General features: G+C 45.5%; 11 protein-coding genes. 1 reads left to right on the top strand and 10 read right to left on the bottom strand.

What is annotated here, in order from left to right; genetic code table 11:
* Positions 1–210: 210 nt before the first annotated feature.
* Both L4D20_RS18100 and lldD read right to left on the bottom strand, forming a co-directional pair.
* Positions 211–3108 (bottom strand): FAD-binding and (Fe-S)-binding domain-containing protein, encoded by a 2898-nt coding sequence (locus tag L4D20_RS18100; RefSeq protein ID WP_428802989.1) that lies wholly within the window; start codon positions 3106–3108, stop codon positions 211–213.
* Between the two features lie 111 nt (positions 3109–3219).
* Positions 3220–4368: an FMN-dependent L-lactate dehydrogenase LldD gene (gene lldD / locus L4D20_RS18095; protein ID WP_428802988.1), complete on the bottom strand. Its 1149-nt coding sequence runs from the start codon at positions 4366–4368 to the stop codon at positions 3220–3222.
* Between the two features lie 181 nt (positions 4369–4549).
* On the opposite strand from lldD, the gene L4D20_RS18090 reads away from it, so the two are divergent.
* Entirely contained in the window at positions 4550–5449 is a 900-nt protein-coding gene (locus L4D20_RS18090; RefSeq protein ID WP_428802987.1) for a LysR family transcriptional regulator, read from the top strand.
* Between the two features lie 108 nt (positions 5450–5557).
* On the opposite strand, the gene L4D20_RS18085 is transcribed toward L4D20_RS18090, so the two are convergent.
* From L4D20_RS18085 to L4D20_RS18050, 8 genes are all read right to left on the bottom strand, one after another.
* Positions 5558–6160 carry a thiol:disulfide interchange protein DsbA/DsbL gene (locus L4D20_RS18085; protein ID WP_428802986.1) on the bottom strand — a complete coding sequence of 201 codons (603 nt, stop codon included), beginning with the start codon at positions 6158–6160 and terminating at the stop codon, positions 5558–5560.
* 91 nt (positions 6161–6251) lie between these two features.
* Positions 6252–6794, bottom strand: coding sequence for a hypothetical protein (locus L4D20_RS18080; protein WP_428802985.1), 543 nt, complete (start codon positions 6792–6794; stop codon positions 6252–6254).
* Between the two features lie 108 nt (positions 6795–6902).
* Positions 6903–8381, bottom strand: a complete 1479-nt coding sequence (locus L4D20_RS18075) for an efflux transporter outer membrane subunit (protein WP_428802984.1) — start codon at positions 8379–8381, stop codon at positions 6903–6905.
* 12 nt (positions 8382–8393) lie between these two features.
* The gene (locus L4D20_RS18070; protein ID WP_428802983.1) at positions 8394–11489 is read right to left on the bottom strand and encodes an efflux RND transporter permease subunit; all 3096 of its coding nucleotides are present in this window, start codon (positions 11487–11489) and stop codon (positions 8394–8396) included.
* Positions 11490–11498: 9 nt separating this feature from the next.
* Complete coding sequence (locus L4D20_RS18065; RefSeq protein WP_428802982.1) at positions 11499–12599, bottom strand: efflux RND transporter periplasmic adaptor subunit; 1101 nt, start codon at positions 12597–12599, stop codon at positions 11499–11501.
* A gap of 95 nt (positions 12600–12694) precedes the next feature.
* Positions 12695–13576 (bottom strand): LysR family transcriptional regulator, encoded by an 882-nt coding sequence (locus tag L4D20_RS18060; protein ID WP_428802981.1) that lies wholly within the window; start codon positions 13574–13576, stop codon positions 12695–12697.
* Between the two features lie 203 nt (positions 13577–13779).
* Positions 13780–14097: an AzlD domain-containing protein gene (locus L4D20_RS18055; protein ID WP_428802980.1), complete on the bottom strand. Its 318-nt coding sequence runs from the start codon at positions 14095–14097 to the stop codon at positions 13780–13782.
* A complete protein-coding gene (locus tag L4D20_RS18050) occupies positions 14094–14846 on the bottom strand; it encodes an AzlC family ABC transporter permease (RefSeq protein ID WP_428802979.1) in 753 nt (250 codons plus the stop codon). The genes L4D20_RS18055 and L4D20_RS18050 overlap by 4 nt, the downstream gene beginning before the upstream one ends.
* Positions 14847–15001: the final 155 nt, after the last annotated feature.

The raw sequence follows: 15001 nt of genomic DNA, 5'->3' as shown, positions 1-15001 counted from the left end.
TTGTGATTGCGAATTGAAACTAGAAACGCCATTGACTGATATTTAGGCAATTGATTCGTTAGAGCGTCTAAATAGGCATTGGATAGAAAAGCTTAGAGAGATTTTATTGAGATAGAATGAATATTTGATGACAGTCACCTTGTTGCAAGCTGCCCTAAACCTGCCTTCCGAGAAGGCAGTTAAGTCATTTCTAGTTTTATTTGATGAATTCTAACTTGTCACCTCATCCACCAAATACAAAATTGATTGATACGGTACGCCACTGTGGTGTGAAAGACCTATCTCACAGGTTTTGCTGTTACTAAAGCCTCGGCTGCAATTTTTAGGTACTTGTTCTCTGAGTGGGTGAACCGCGGCGGCGTTCAGCTCTGGTGTGGTGAAGCCTTTATCGCCAGCCCAACCGCAACATTGAATGTGCTCTGGGACGATGACTTCAGAGGTACAGGCTTTAGCCAGTGATAGCATGTCATTCTCTAATCCCATTCTTCTGGAACTGCACGTTACATGTAGCATCACGGTTTCATCAATTGGTTCAAAGCTTAAGTGTTCTTTAAGGTGTTTTAATACAAAGGCTGTTGGCTCAAAGATAGCTAACGGCCTATTAAACTGTTCAATGCTGCGTTTGGCACATGGACTGGTGTCCATCAGTACGGGATATTTACCGTGTTCACTGGCTTGCCAAAGTGCTTCTTCTAGCTGCTGTGATTTCTGCAGCGCTATATCGTTTGCCCCTTTGCTGTCATAGGGCATGCCACAGCATTGATCACTGAGACTTTTTGGTGTGATTAATTCGAAGCCCGCTTTACTAAGAAGTGACCGTGTAACTTCTGTTAACGGTCGCTGGTCTTGCGCACTGGTTTGCTGACCCATATTTCGGCTAGCGCAAGAAGGCATGTAAACCACTTTCCTCTCTGAGTTGATCCTTTTGGCTGGAATCTCCTTGTCTTGAATAAGCTGATGGGTGTTGGCTTGTGGGTATTCTGCTAGCCAAGTTGGAGTCGCTCCGTGAGTCAGTTTCCGTAGCCCTTTCGTTAGCCTACTTACTGATTTCTCGCCCACTATAGTTGAAGCAACGCTGTTAGCCTTTAGCCCGACTTTTGCCATGGTGGTGGTAGCGCTGAAATGATCTGCGCTCCATTGGGCTGTCCATTTTACTAGGGGAGTCAGCTTTAGATATCTCGCAGTGCGGAGCTTTTTCACCAAATCTCCCGTGTTGATACCAACAGGGCAACGCTCTGCACATAGCCCTGTTGCTGCACAAGTATCAACGCCTTGGTAATCGAACACTTTCTCTAGTTCGCTCGCTTCAACGGTTTCACCAGCCGTTCGTCTTCGTTGCAGCTCTCGGTATAAAACAATACGTTGGCGTGGGGAGAGAGTCAGCGTGCGTGATGGGCATACAGGTTCGCAAAAACCACACTCAATGCAGCGGTCAACTAAGTCATCAGCAGCAGGCATAGGTTTGAGGTTTTCAAGATGGGCTTTAGGATTGTCGTTAATAATCACTCCAGGATTAAGTAACCCATATGGGTCAAACAGCGCCTTGATTTTTTGCATTAGTTCATAGCCATCCTTGCCCCACTCAAGCTCGATGTATGGAGCCATATTACGGCCGGTTCCGTGCTCCGCTTTTAGCGAGCCTTGGTATTTAACGGCAACCAATTCAGCAACGTCATCCATAAATCCACCGTAGCGATCGATCTCCTCTTGGCTATCAAAGCCTTGGGTAAAGACAAAGTGGAGGTTTCCTTCAAGCGCGTGACCAAAAATTATCGCTTCATCGTATCGGTATTTATCAAACAAGGTTTGGAGATCGCGCAGACCGTGAGCAAGGTTTTCAACAGGGAAGGCCACATCTTCGATGATGACGGTTGTGCCTACTTCTCGCACTGCCCCAACGGCAGGAAACATTCCTTTTCGAATCCCCCACAATGTAGAGACTGTTGCCGCGTCAGAGGTAAAGGGAACGGATTCAATGATGGTGTATTTTGCGACTGCATCCATCACATGGTGACACTGCTTGGTTAAGGTCGCTGCATCGCTAGCGTGTGACTCGATCAAAATAGCGCACGCTTCTAAATCGAGTTCCGCTATAAACGCAGGTAAGCCTTTATTGTCAGCCACAGAGCGTAGTGCTCGTCCATCCATCAGCTCAACGGCAGCCACTGGAGTGGTTGAAAGCGTGGTTACCGCTTGGCTCGCTTGTTCTATATCAGCAAATACAAGCAGCGAAGAGGCTTTATGCGCGTGTTCAATAACTGTGTTGTAGGTTACCTCGGCAATGAATCCGAGTGTGCCTTCAGAGCCAATCATCAGGTGCTCAATGATCTCTATCGGATCTTGGTAATCCACCAGTGCATTGAGCGCATAGCCTGTGGTGTTTTTGAGGCGGTATTTATGGTGAATGCGCTGGGTTAGTTCAGCGTTCTCTAAGGTTTCATCATGCAATGCGTTAATGCCCGCGATAAGCTCTGGGCGATCACGGGTAAACTCGGCAATGCTGACGTCATCACCGGTATCTAAGATTGAACCATCGCTGAACACGACTTTCATGCTATCGATGGTCTTATAGGAATTCTGCGCCGTTCCACAACACATACCACTGGCATTATTTGCGGCTATACCACCAATTTTACAGGTATTAATAGAAGCAGGATCGGGGCCGATTTTACGTTGAAACGGGGCGAGATATTTATTGGCATCGGCGCCAATTACCCCCGGTTGTAGGCTGATTTTTTTGCCTTCATCGATGATCGAATGGTTACGCCAATCGTCGGTGAGCGTAATTAGAACAGAGTCAGACACCGCTTGGCCTGAAAGGCTGGTTCCTGCCGCGCGAAAGGTGCAGTGAATCGCCATTTCACGGCAACACTTAATGGCATAGATAACTTCATCAAGGTCTTTTAATCTCAGCACAATCTTTGGCACGAGACGATAGAAACTGGCGTCCGTTCCATAAGCTAAGCGCTTGGCATGTTGTGTGATAATACGCTCGGATTCAATCTTGGCCGCGAACAATGACTCAAGTTGTTGATAGCGGTTATCGCTGTTCTTATTATCGATGTTCTTATTAACGCTGCTCTTGTTAACGTAAGGTGTGTCCGACATGTTTGCTTCCTTGTGCTCGCTGCGGCATTCTAATTTTTATGGGGTCAGCTGTTGAAACGGTGTCACAGTTGCACATCATTTGCTGTGACACCTTTTGAATTTACTCAATATTTAGCGAGATAGGTCTATAGATGCTAATGAATCTTGATTTAAGTCTTTGATACTTTTAGCACCAGTGAGCGTCATCGCAACGCGCATCTCTTTTTCGTAAAGGTCTAGAAGGTTTTCGACACCCGCCTGACCTTGAGCTGCTAGAGCGTAGATGAATGAGCGGCCGAGTAGGGTGCAGTCTGCGCCCAGAGCGAGCATTCTCACCACATCTAACCCTGATCGAATGCCTGAATCGACGAAGATTTTTAGATCCCCTTTCACTGCGTCTGCAATGCTAGGAAGCGCCTTAGCTGTTGACAGAACACCATCAAGTTGGCGGCCACCGTGGTTCGACACCACAATACCGTCCGCACCGAAAGAGACCGCATCTTTGGCATCTTGCTTGTCTAGAATGCCTTTAATGACCATCGGGCCTTCCCAGTAATCTCTAATCCATTCTAAGTCTTTCCATGAGATGGATGGATCAAAGTTATCGCCGAGCCAACCGATGTAATCTTCGAGTTTGGTTGGTTCACCTCGATAAGTAGATATATTACCGAGATCGTGTGGCTTACCGAATACACCGACATCGAATGCCCATGTTGGGTGACGCATGGCTTGAAATACACGACGAGCAGCAGCATTCGGGCCGCTCATGCCGGAATGCATATCGCGGTAGCGAGCACCGGGTACTGGCATATCTACGGTGAAGACTAAGGTTGTAACGCCCGCGGCTTTTGCACGCTCCAATACATTCTTCATGAAGCCACGGTCTTTCAACACGTAGAGTTGGAACCACATCGGACGTTCAATAGCCGGAGCGACTTCTTCAATTGGGCACACAGAGACGGTTGACATAGTGAAAGGAAGGCCTTTTTTTTCTGCTGCTTTTGCCGCGAGAACCTCGCCTCGTCGAGCGTACATACCAGTGAGACCAACAGGCGCTAGTGCGATAGGCATGGACAGTTTCTCACCAAATACTTCGGTTTCAAGGCTCAGATCTTCCATGTTGTTCAGCACGCGTTGCTTAAGCGCTATGTTGGCAAGATCTTCAGTGTTTTTTCTAAGGGTATGCTCACCGTAAGATCCGCCGTCAATATAATGAAATAGGAACGGAGGAAGTTTTGCTTTGGCGGCAGCGCGGTAGTCAGTAGAAGCAGAGATGATCATAGTTCAATCCTATTCATGGGTTAGTACGACTGCTTCTGGTTGGAAGAGGCTGAGCTCATCCAATGCCTGTTTCATCTTTTCGAAGAGTGCCGTGATGTTAATGTTATGTAAATTACCTCTTTCAATTTTGTATATATAGGGAAATAATGAAAATGATTATTTCCAAAATTGGCATAATGAGATGCGAGCAGATGATTTGATCCTGTTTTCACAGGTCGTAGAGCTAGGCAGTTTTAGTAAGGTGGCTGAACAAAATAACCTTACAAATTCGGTGGTTAGCAAAAGAATTGCTCGTTTGGAAGAACAGCTTGGCGTTCAGTTATTATATCGAACAACGCGTAAATTGACGCTAACTGAAGCTGGAAAGGCACTGCTGCACGGAGCCAAAAATGTGAAGCTTGCCGCTCAAGAGGCGATGGATGCAGTTTCAGGCTTTGGCGAAAATATCAGTGGCCATATCAAAATGTCGGTGCCTACAATATCGGGTGATTTGATCTTGGCAGACGCGGTTGCGGAGTTTTGCGATACGCACTCTGGGCTCAGTGTTGATATGTCGCTAGACAATAAGTTTGTTGATCTCGTCGATGGTGGTTTTGATCTGGTGATTCGTACCGGGTATTTGGAAGATTCAAGTCTGATTGCTCGCCATATTCTCGACTCGCAGTGGGTTGTTTGCGCCTCCCCTTCTTATATTGCCAATAATGGTAAACCTTTACAGCCTAAGCTGTTGGCGGAGCACAATTGCCTGCAATACGCCTATCAAACCACAGGGGCGAGTGAGTGGGAATTTAAGGGTGCAAAAGAGAACTATATTGTCCGAGTTTCGGGCAGCTTTACCACCAATAACGCGACAGCACTGCGTAAAGCGGCACTAGGTGGTTATGGCATCGCCTATGTTCCCCGTTGCTTGGTGTATCACGACATTCGAAGTGGTGAGTTGGTGGATGTTTTTCCTGAACTGGTTGGCAAAAAACTTGGCATTTATGCGGTCTACCCGTTTACTCGTCAACCGCCAAATAAAGTGAAGCTATTGATTGAGCATATTCGAACCCGTTATTTAGCGATTTCTCACTATTTTTAATAGTCCTCTATCTTGATAGAAAATGAAAAGGGTAAGCTGATATGAGCTTACCCTTTTGGTCTATTTAAGATTTATACTGCTAACTTGACACCTTTCACAATGGAGTGATTACAGTGTAAGTAGGTAGTTCACAAGTGCGTTGTACTCATCAAAGCTTTTGATATTGTCTGGCTTTACAATGTATTTGTTGTTGACCAAAACGCCCGGTACACCCGTTAGCGTGCTCGCTTCAAATTGCTTGTCGAATTTACGTTGCATTGAATCAACGACAAAGCCGTTATAAGCAGAGTCAAACTTCTTGCCATCCACGCCGTAATCAACGAATAGTTGGCGAAGTGCAGCTTCATCTTTTGGTGCTTGGCTTAGCTGGTGGATCTGCTTAAACATCGCTGGAACCATCTCTTTTTCCACATCTAACGCGACCATCGTTGCGTACGATTTTGCCATTGGAACCGCCATGTTATTGCCCATAAATGCTACGTGAACTTTTTCAAATTTAGCATCTTCTGGTAGCGACGTTTTTAGATGCTCAACCACGCCTTCAAACTTGTAACAGTGTGGGCAGTAGAATGAGAAAAACTCAGTAACGACGGGCTTCTTGGCTTTTTCTACATCCAATATTTTGAAGTGTTTTCCTTCTTCAAAATCAGCGGCATTTACGGTTAAGGCGATAGCCAGTGTAGTAACAAATGTAATTAATTTTTTGATCATGATTCATTTCCAAAATGTAGATAAATAGACGCAACAAACCACTTGTGCGTTTAATCGATATTGACTTGGCACCCTTTAAAGAGCGCGTAATTTAAGCTGGAAATGAATGAATAGGGGGGCGATAGAGTGTATCGATCCTAGCTTGCGTGGTCGGGTTTTGATCGGGCTCTATAAGAGCAAGTGAATGTGACTGAACTGCCAAAATAACGCCAGATTGACTCGTTGGTATTTTAAAAAGGCATGATGACCCACAACCATGTTTGCTTTGCGCGTTGTGAGAATTCTGAATGGGGTGTTCTTGATCTGGGCAATCTGAATCTATCGAATCAACGATAAAGTTAGTTGAATCCGAAGGAAGGCGGCTCGCGTTTGCTAGTGATTGGCCAACCAGTGAAGGATCTGATTCGTTACTTTGATTCATGCCAATTGGAGTTATCTTTATAGGCGCGACTCGGGTGACCTGAGCACTGATTACGAATGTTGTAATCATCATCAGAGTGAGCAGCAAAAAAGATAACCAAATAGGTCGAGAAGCCTTGTTCATGAATCGCAGTGTGTTCCATACAGGTTGAGAGCCTGCATCATACCCCAATTGCGATCGTGAATTAAATAGTGTTGTGAGAAGATAGGTCACACTCTGACTTTGAATCGCTAGAGGTGACCTATGTTGTTGTCGGGAAAAATCGGCTCGAATTTATCTAGGCTGACGTTATACAGGGACAGTATATAAAAAAGAGACGGGTTATATCTGCCAATCGCCCCCTAGCGCCTTATACACCAACACGGTTGCTTGCGCAGTTTGGAGCCTTGCTGCGATTTGTCTATCTTGCATCATCTTTTGTTGCCTTTGTGCATCAAGTACAGACAGGTGATCGACGAGACCTGCTCGATAGAGTGATTTGGCTTTGCTGACCGCTACGTCAGAAGCGTCATTTGCACGAGCAATACGGTCGTGATTCTCTTGAGCTCGGCCATAATTAAATAAGGCAGAATCTACCTCTGCAAACGCCGAATCAACCGCATGTTGATAGCTCATGGCGGCAATCTTAAAGCGAGACTCATTGAGCTCTACCATCGCTTCACCACGCCCCCCATCAAAGATATTCCAACTTACTCCAGCTGCGCCAGCCCAACCAATGGAGTCGCTACTAAATAGGTCATCAAAGCTGCTTGCTGTTACACCGGGTGCTCCTGTTAAGAAAAACTTCGGATAGCGATTGGCAATAGCAGCGCCAACTTCCTCATTAATCGCAGCCATTTCTCTCTCTGCGATACGAATATCAGGGCGACGAGTGAGCAGATCAGACGGCAATCCAGTTGGGATCACATCATTCATTTGTGGAAGTGATTGATGTGTTGCTAAGCGAATGTCGACCTGAGAAAGCGGCTCGCTTAATAGAATCGCCAAACGATGTTTATGAACCTGTTGTGCGATTTCAAGTTGAGGGATCATCGATTCAGTCGCCGCTAATAAAGCTTGGGCTTGGGCTAAATCTAGCTCAGAACCATAGCCGCTATTGACCACCTTTTGCACTAAATCAAGTGTCTTCCGTTGGTCTTCAATATTAGCCAGCGCCAATTCTGTACGTTCTTGGGCACCTCGGTATTGCAGGTAGTTATGGATTAAATCCGAAGTGATGAGCGTTGTGAGTCCACTTTGGAAAATCTCAGCCTGTTCTACTCGGATTTTCGCTGCATTCGCTTGTCTATCTAAGCGGCCGAAAATGTCGGTTTCCCATGCAATGCTTGCCCCAATAAAGCCGCCATCGTGCTGATTGTCGCTTAGTGTCATTGCCCCAAGCTGAGGTGGTAAACCGCCAACGCTATCACCAATAGGGTTTAGCGCAGGGCCAAGCATCGAATCGTTCTTAGAGAGCTGATAATTAAAGTAGCCCGCGCCAATATTAACCGTAGGAACCTTAAAAGATTCAACAATGGATTGATAAGAGTTCGCTATTGAAATTCGCTCAGCCGCCACTGTTAGTGGGATGTTTTGCTGCTGAACATCTCCAATCATTTTGTTGAGGGTTTCATCGTTAAATTGATGCCACCAGTAATCGCTATCGGCATGCTGCTCGCCACTGGAATACTGCTGATTATCGGCATGAATGTAAGTGGTGGCTAAATCGACCTCTGGGGGTTGATAGTCAGGACCAACGGCGCAGCCTGTCATCAACATCGCAATAACGATAGGGGTTAATTTATGAGTAAGTGAAGTCATATTAGTCTTCTCCTATGCGTTATTAACGTTAAGTTCAGGGGTAGCCCTTACTGAGCTTTGCGTATTGTCATTATCAGGCTCAGAAGTGACGGGCACATCTTTATGACACAGGCGATATAGGGCAGGCATAACGACCAAAGAAAGTACCGTTGCCGCTGCCAATCCACCGATAATCGTTGCGGCCATTTGGTCAAACAGTCGGTCGCTAATCAGTGGAATCATGCCTAAAGCTGTGGTGAGTGCACCCATTGAAATAGCCATGGTTCGGTTAACGGTGGCTTCTTTGATCGCTTCTGCTAGTGCTCGGCCATTTTTTCGCTCAAGTTCAATTTGGTCCATCAAGACGATGCCATTTTTTATGATCATCCCGGTTAGGGTGACCGCGCCAATCAGCGCCATAAAGCCAAATGGTTTATCAAAACCAATCAGTGCAAATGTGGCTCCTGTTGCTGCAAGTGGTACGGTAAACAAGATAATGGCAGGTTGAACAAAGCCGTTAAACATAGCGACTAGAATGATCACCATGATCAAAATAGCTTTTGGCAGTTGCAACAAAATATCGGTGACGGCTTTATGCTCATCGTAATATTCACCTCCCCACTCCATGCTATAACCGGGTGGTAGTTCAATTGCTTCTATCTCAGCGATAACAGCACTACGAACAATAGCCGGTGTGGTGTGGCTAGCAATCCCTGCTTGCGCGGTAATGGTTTTAACCCGGTCACGACGCCAGATCATCCCTTGCTCTGTTTTTAGTTCAAAGCCATCAATGACCTGACCTAAAGGCACAGTATGCAGACCAACCAAAGATTTGACCGGCAGTGTTTCTAACGACGCCATGTCTTGGTTTGACCCGCGCAATTGAATTGGGATTAACTCATCATTGAGGTTCATTAAACCCAGTGGCATTCCATCAGACGCACGCTTCATCGCAAATGAGATATCAGCGCGATTAATGCCCGCTTTTCGAGCTTTCTCTTGATTGATGATGGGTACGAGGACTTTGCTTTCTTGACGCCAATCGTCTCGAACATATTTTGTATCCGGGTTTTGAGAGAAAATAGCTTTCGCTTGGTTAGCTAGTGTATGCAGAACTTGTTCATCTGGCCCTGAAAAACGGGTTTCAACTGAGTATTTGTCAGATGTTGCTAGTTTTAAACTGCGGAAGCGAGGCTCAGCATTAGGGAAGTTCTCTGCGATCCAGATATCCCCGCGTTTAACTAGCCCTTCAATTGACTCAAAGTTCTTAGCGTTGACTAAGATCTGACCATATGAAGCATCAATCGGCTCTGGTTCAACGGTAACTGAGAAGCGAGGTACGCTGGCACCAACCGCTGTTGAAAGGCTGTCTACTTCTGGCTGCTCAAGTAGCCATGTTTCGATTTTCGCCATATCTTCAGAAGTTTGTTCAATGCTCGCTCCGGTTGGTAGCCAGTAATCTAAGAAGATGATTGGGCGGTCTGATTGTGGAATAAAGTTTACTGCCACATGAGGGATAGCTAGAAATGTTGCTAATACCAATGGCGTTAACGCAGATAGAGATTTAATTGGGTTATCGACACTCCAGTTAATGAAGCGGCGATAAACACTTGGCTTGCTTTGCTCTTTTTGTTCGATGGGCTTTAGAAATAACCAACATAGCAATGCAGTGAAGGTCATGGCGACAAACCAAGACAGCAGTAGGGATGCAGCTATGATATAAAAGACGGATTGAGCAAATTCTGCCGCATCAGTTTGAGAAAAGAGTACTGGGCTTGCGCCCATAATAGCAATGACTGTTGCGCCAAGTAGCGGCACTACGGTCTCTTTTACCGACTCGATGGCAGCCTGCGTTCGTTCCATGCCACGATTGAGCTTAGCTTGCATCATATCGGTGATGACAATCGCGTTATCAACCAACATACCCAGTGCGAGAATAAACGTGCCAAGCGATACTCGGTGAAGGTCAATTTGGTTGATGTTCATGTAGATCAGTGTGATCAAAATGGTGAGTAGTAAGCTACCCCCAACAATGGATGCGCTTTTAAGCCCCATAAAGATCAGCAAAACAATAAAGACAATCGAGACACTTTCTAGCAGGTTCATGACAAAATCATCAATCGCTTTTTGTACTTCTTCGGGTTGGTAAGCAACCGTTGAAATATCCACACCGAGTGGTAGTTGTGCCTGATAGTCGTCTATTACACTGCGAATAGTGTCACCAAGTGATACAACATTGATGCCGTTGACTGGGCTGACAGCAAGTGTCACCGCAGGCTCACCGTTAAAGCGATTCTCAATAAGCGCAGGGGTCTGGTACCCCATCGTCACATCAGCGACATCACCTAAGCGAATTAACCCGGATCCAAGCTCACTCACTCCACCTTTTAGGATTAGGTTTTGGATGTCTTCGAGCGATTGCAGCGCACTACTATTGTGTATGCGAATGCGTTCTTGACCTGCATTGAAGCTGCCAGTCTCAAAGGTAAGGTTTTGGGTATTAAGTTGATTCCAAACTTGAGCAACAGAAAGCCCGTATTGTGCAAGGCGCTCGTCAGCCATGTCGATGTAAACCGCTCTTGGTTGAACACCATGAAGCTCAATCTTTTTAATGCCATCGACGGCTTTGATGCGGCGTTGCAGCTCTTCGGAGTAACGGCGAAGCTCTTCAGGCGTCGCGTCTTGGCTATGGATAGAGAAGAGCATGCCGTAGACTTCGGAAAACTCATCTTGAACAATACTAATCTGCGCGGTTGAAGGTAGAGTGAGTTTCACATCGTTGACTTTACGGCGGAGTAAATCCCACTGTTGAGGCAGCTCTTTGGAACTCAAGCTCTCTTTGAGATCAACAAAAACCATTGAAACACCAGGGCGAGAGAGAGAGCGCAGGCGATTAAGCTCACCCATCTCTTGCAGCTTCGTTTCAATGGTATCTGTAACTTGATGTTCGACTTCTTCAGCAGACGCACCGGGGTATAGGGTGACCACGACGGCTGTTTTGACTGTGAAACTTGGGTCTTCAAGCTTTCCAAGATCAAAATAGGAGTAGAGACCGGCGATCACACACAGTACAGAGAAAAACAGTACAAAAGTACGTTGGCGGATCGCGAATTCAGCTAGGTTAATCATGCTCATTCCTTATAACGTTCGCTCAATGACGTGAAAAACCGCTTCACCATCTTGCAAGTAAGCTGAGCCGCTGATCACAGCAAGTTCACCGTTATAGAGTTTGCCCGAAACACAGGTATGGTGGGCATCAATAGTCTCAACATTGACAGGAACGGATTCAATTTCATTTTCACGAACGACATTGACATGCAGTGCTTGTTTTTGACCGACTAATGCAGAGTAAGGCAAGCAAAAAGAGCCCTTGCTATCATCTAAATGGGTGGTGACGGTAACTGACTTTCCGGGAAATAGCTGAGCATCACTTGAATTATTGTCAGTAGCATCAATGGCGAAAGTCACCGTATAGGTCTGCTTAATACGGTCAGGTAGGGTCGTGAGTTCAGACACGGTGGCATTAATCTTTTGATCAGATTGATACCACGAAACTTGAGCACCTTGGCCAATGGCGAAGTGTTGAATTAGATTTTCCGGTACGTCTATATTAACCTCAACGTGGTCTGTTTGATGCAGAGTGAATGAGGCGATACCGGGCAGGACTTGTTCAAACTGTTCCACAGAAATATCACCAATGACGCCATCGAAAGGGGCAGTAAGAATTGTGTATCCAAGGGCATCTTTTGCTCGTCTAATGTTCTTATTCACGACCTTTACAGCTGATAAGCTGCGCTCGTATCCACTTATTGCTCGGTCAAGAGTGACGCTTGCGATAGCATCATCGGCAATGGCTTGTTCTATGCGTGTTTTTTCCGCTATGGCTAGCTTGTGCGCTGATTGAGCTTCAAGCATTTTGGATTCAAGCTCTGCGACAACCAATTGATAATCGTGCGGATCAAGTTTTGCGATGACTTGACCTTTCTTAACACGGTCACCTCGATTGACTAAAACGTTCTCAACGGTGCCGGGAACACGAAATGATAAATTAGCTTGCTCTTGTGAATGGACAACACCATTAAAGCGTTTGGCTGAAAGAGAGGTCGAGTCGGTCAGTTTCACTACTTGCAGCGGGCGGGCTTGAGGCTCGATAACTTGTACCGAAGTAGGGCCTGTTTGATTACAGGCGGTGAGACTAAGTAGTATGGCCCCACATAGAATGTTTTTTGAATAATTCATGATAAAAAGCTCCTAATGTTGGCGCTATTTTATCGTTGATGCCCAAGAAGATAATCGAGCGTTTGATAGAATGACTGTCTCAATAAGTGAGACAATCAAAAGACCTTTGGAATCTCTGTCACAAGGTGGTTAATCATTAATCGACAAGTTTGAGTGAGTGTTTTTGCTTGCGTATGAAGTAGCCAACCATGCTCTTCGATAGGGGTAAGGTTGGGTAGCAACGCAACGAGCTGTCCACTTTCTATATCTTGCTCTATGAAAATTTTGGGTAAGAAACCAATACCACGATGACGCAGAACAGCGCTTTTAATAAATCCAACGCTGTCGCTAATGATCTTAGGTGATACGGTGATGTTGTCGCCGTTAAAGTGCCAAATATTGTCGACATCCCCATTTGGCCAGCGGAAACAGATGCAGCTTCTTTGGTGAAGTGTGCTTAGTTCGTTTATTTCACCGGCTCTATCTAAGTAGGTAGGAGAAGCGACTAATATACGGTCAAGCTTGATTAATTTCCTGGCGACAATATCAGAGTCTTTCAGTGGCCCGCCATGAAAGGCAATATCTAGCCCTTGAGGAAACATATCATCAAAGGCGTTACTGATATTACGAATATCCAACTCGACTTCAGGGTATTTATCTAAAAAGGTAAAAAGCAGCGGCTGTAGTAGATCGTAAGTTTCAGGTAATACTCCAATTTTTATTACGCCTCGAACAACATCCGACTGTGTCGCGACGTTATGATGAGCCGCGTCAAGCATATCAAGCGCTTTAACTAGTTCATCCTTGTAAGCTTTGCCTTGGTTGGTCAATGACAGGCTGCGTGTGGTTCGATGAAATAGAGTGGTGCCTAGCTGCTTTTCAAGGTCGCCAATGCGTCGGCTTACGTTTGCTCTCGGGATATCGAGCGCATTGGCTGCTGCGGTAAAACTGCCTAGTTCAATCACTTTGATAAACAGTTTCAAGTCGTCAATCTTCACTCTATATTTCCTGTTCTGTACTAAAATCGCTATGCAATTTGTTCAGTAGATGTTTGTATCCGACACTATCATTTGTCTGGAAATTAGAAAAGATATGATTGGAATTAGTGACAATTGCTTAGGTTGGAATCAACTCAATCTCAATAGTCTCTTGGTGCGTAGGCTATTGAGATCGTTCTAGGAAGATACTGCTATCAATACAGCTACAACAGCCAATTATGTAACGTGAAAAACAGCATCATGCTAATGACTGTTGTGAGTAATACATTGCCTGTTTTCCATGCCAAGATGACCGCTAGAATGGCACTGATTAAATAAGGGTTTACCAAAGGCAGCAACTCGTGTGTTTCTGCATCCAAAGCCATAATAGGCGCAAGAATGGCAGTTAGAATCGCAGGGCTGGAGAACTTGAGAAAGCGCTTCACTTCATAGCTTAATTTAAGCGGCAGAGCTGGCTCTAAAAACAGGTATCGGCTTAGAAATACAACCACAGTCATAGCCAAAATTGACAGTAAGATCATAGTTGCTCTCCTGGTTTCTTGTCAGATACCTTATTTACGTCCTTAGGTGGAGGGGAGAACCGTTCGGCCAAGTAACCCACTGACATTGCCATCAAACTAGCGATGACCAGTGCGCCGTTGACTTGCCACTTATGCAGCAGGATTGAGCTAATCAAAGCTACGATGACGGAAAGAAAAATAGGCTTAGATTTTATATTAGGGACCACAAGAGCAATGAAGGTGGCGACTATCGCAAAATCTAATCCGAGTGAATCAAGGTTGGGTATGTAGCTACCACCGATAATGCCAACGAACGAAGCAACGTTCCATATAAGGTAAAAGCTTAAGCCAGCCCCAAGCGCATAGTAACGGTTAAACTCTTTTGGTTTGTGTCCAATAAGGGCAAAAAGCTCATCAGTGAGTAAGAACCCAAGACCTAATCGCCAGCGTAGTGGCAGTGGACTAATGGTGTCTCGCATTGCAACGCTATATAACAAGTGACGAGAGGTGATGAAAAAGGTAGTGACGAGCATAGTGACTAAGCTAGCCCCTGATTTAAACATGCCGATAGCAACGAGCTGCGCTGCACCTGCAAACAAAATAGCAGAGAGAGCTTGAGCTTCAAGAACCAATAGACCCGACTCGACCGCGTAAGAACCTGCCAGTAATCCCCATGGAATAACGGCAATACTTAACGGCATCATAGCGAGTGTGCCGCGCCACATTTGCTTCCAGATACTTACCTGAGCTTGATCCATCATTTCTGACATTAGTTTTCCTTTTCGCTCTTCTCTCTAATTGAGAGATTCATCAACTCAGATATGAGGCATATGTTACGAAACTTCAAGTCTTGTTGGTTGTTTGTGGTGATCTGTGCGCTTCCCATGCAAATAATCAGGAATCTTGGTTTCAACACGCTCCATCT

It is taken from the genome of Vibrio kyushuensis, from assembly GCF_050337325.1.
GTDB lineage: Bacteria > Pseudomonadota > Gammaproteobacteria > Enterobacterales > Vibrionaceae > Vibrio > Vibrio kyushuensis.
The sequence above is the reverse complement of the archived record's forward strand: the minus strand, read 5'-3'. Positions and strand labels throughout refer to the sequence as shown.

Excerpts from the sequence above, each read along its gene's own strand:
- L4D20_RS18100 (WP_428802989.1), bottom strand. The coding sequence starts at position 3,108 with ATGTCGGACACACCTTACGTTAACAAGAGCAGCGTTAATAAGAACATC.
- lldD (WP_428802988.1), bottom strand. The coding sequence starts at position 4,368 with ATGATCATCTCTGCTTCTACTGACTACCGCGCTGCCGCCAAAGCAAAA.
- L4D20_RS18090 (WP_428802987.1), top strand. The coding sequence starts at position 4,550 with ATGCGAGCAGATGATTTGATCCTGTTTTCACAGGTCGTAGAGCTAGGC.
- L4D20_RS18085 (WP_428802986.1), bottom strand. The coding sequence starts at position 6,160 with ATGATCAAAAAATTAATTACATTTGTTACTACACTGGCTATCGCCTTA.
- L4D20_RS18075 (WP_428802984.1), bottom strand. The coding sequence starts at position 8,381 with ATGACTTCACTTACTCATAAATTAACCCCTATCGTTATTGCGATGTTG.
- L4D20_RS18070 (WP_428802983.1), bottom strand. The coding sequence starts at position 11,489 with ATGATTAACCTAGCTGAATTCGCGATCCGCCAACGTACTTTTGTACTG.
- L4D20_RS18065 (WP_428802982.1), bottom strand. The coding sequence starts at position 12,599 with ATGAATTATTCAAAAAACATTCTATGTGGGGCCATACTACTTAGTCTC.
- L4D20_RS18055 (WP_428802980.1), bottom strand. The coding sequence starts at position 14,097 with ATGATCTTACTGTCAATTTTGGCTATGACTGTGGTTGTATTTCTAAGC.
- L4D20_RS18050 (WP_428802979.1), bottom strand. The coding sequence starts at position 14,846 with ATGTCAGAAATGATGGATCAAGCTCAGGTAAGTATCTGGAAGCAAATG.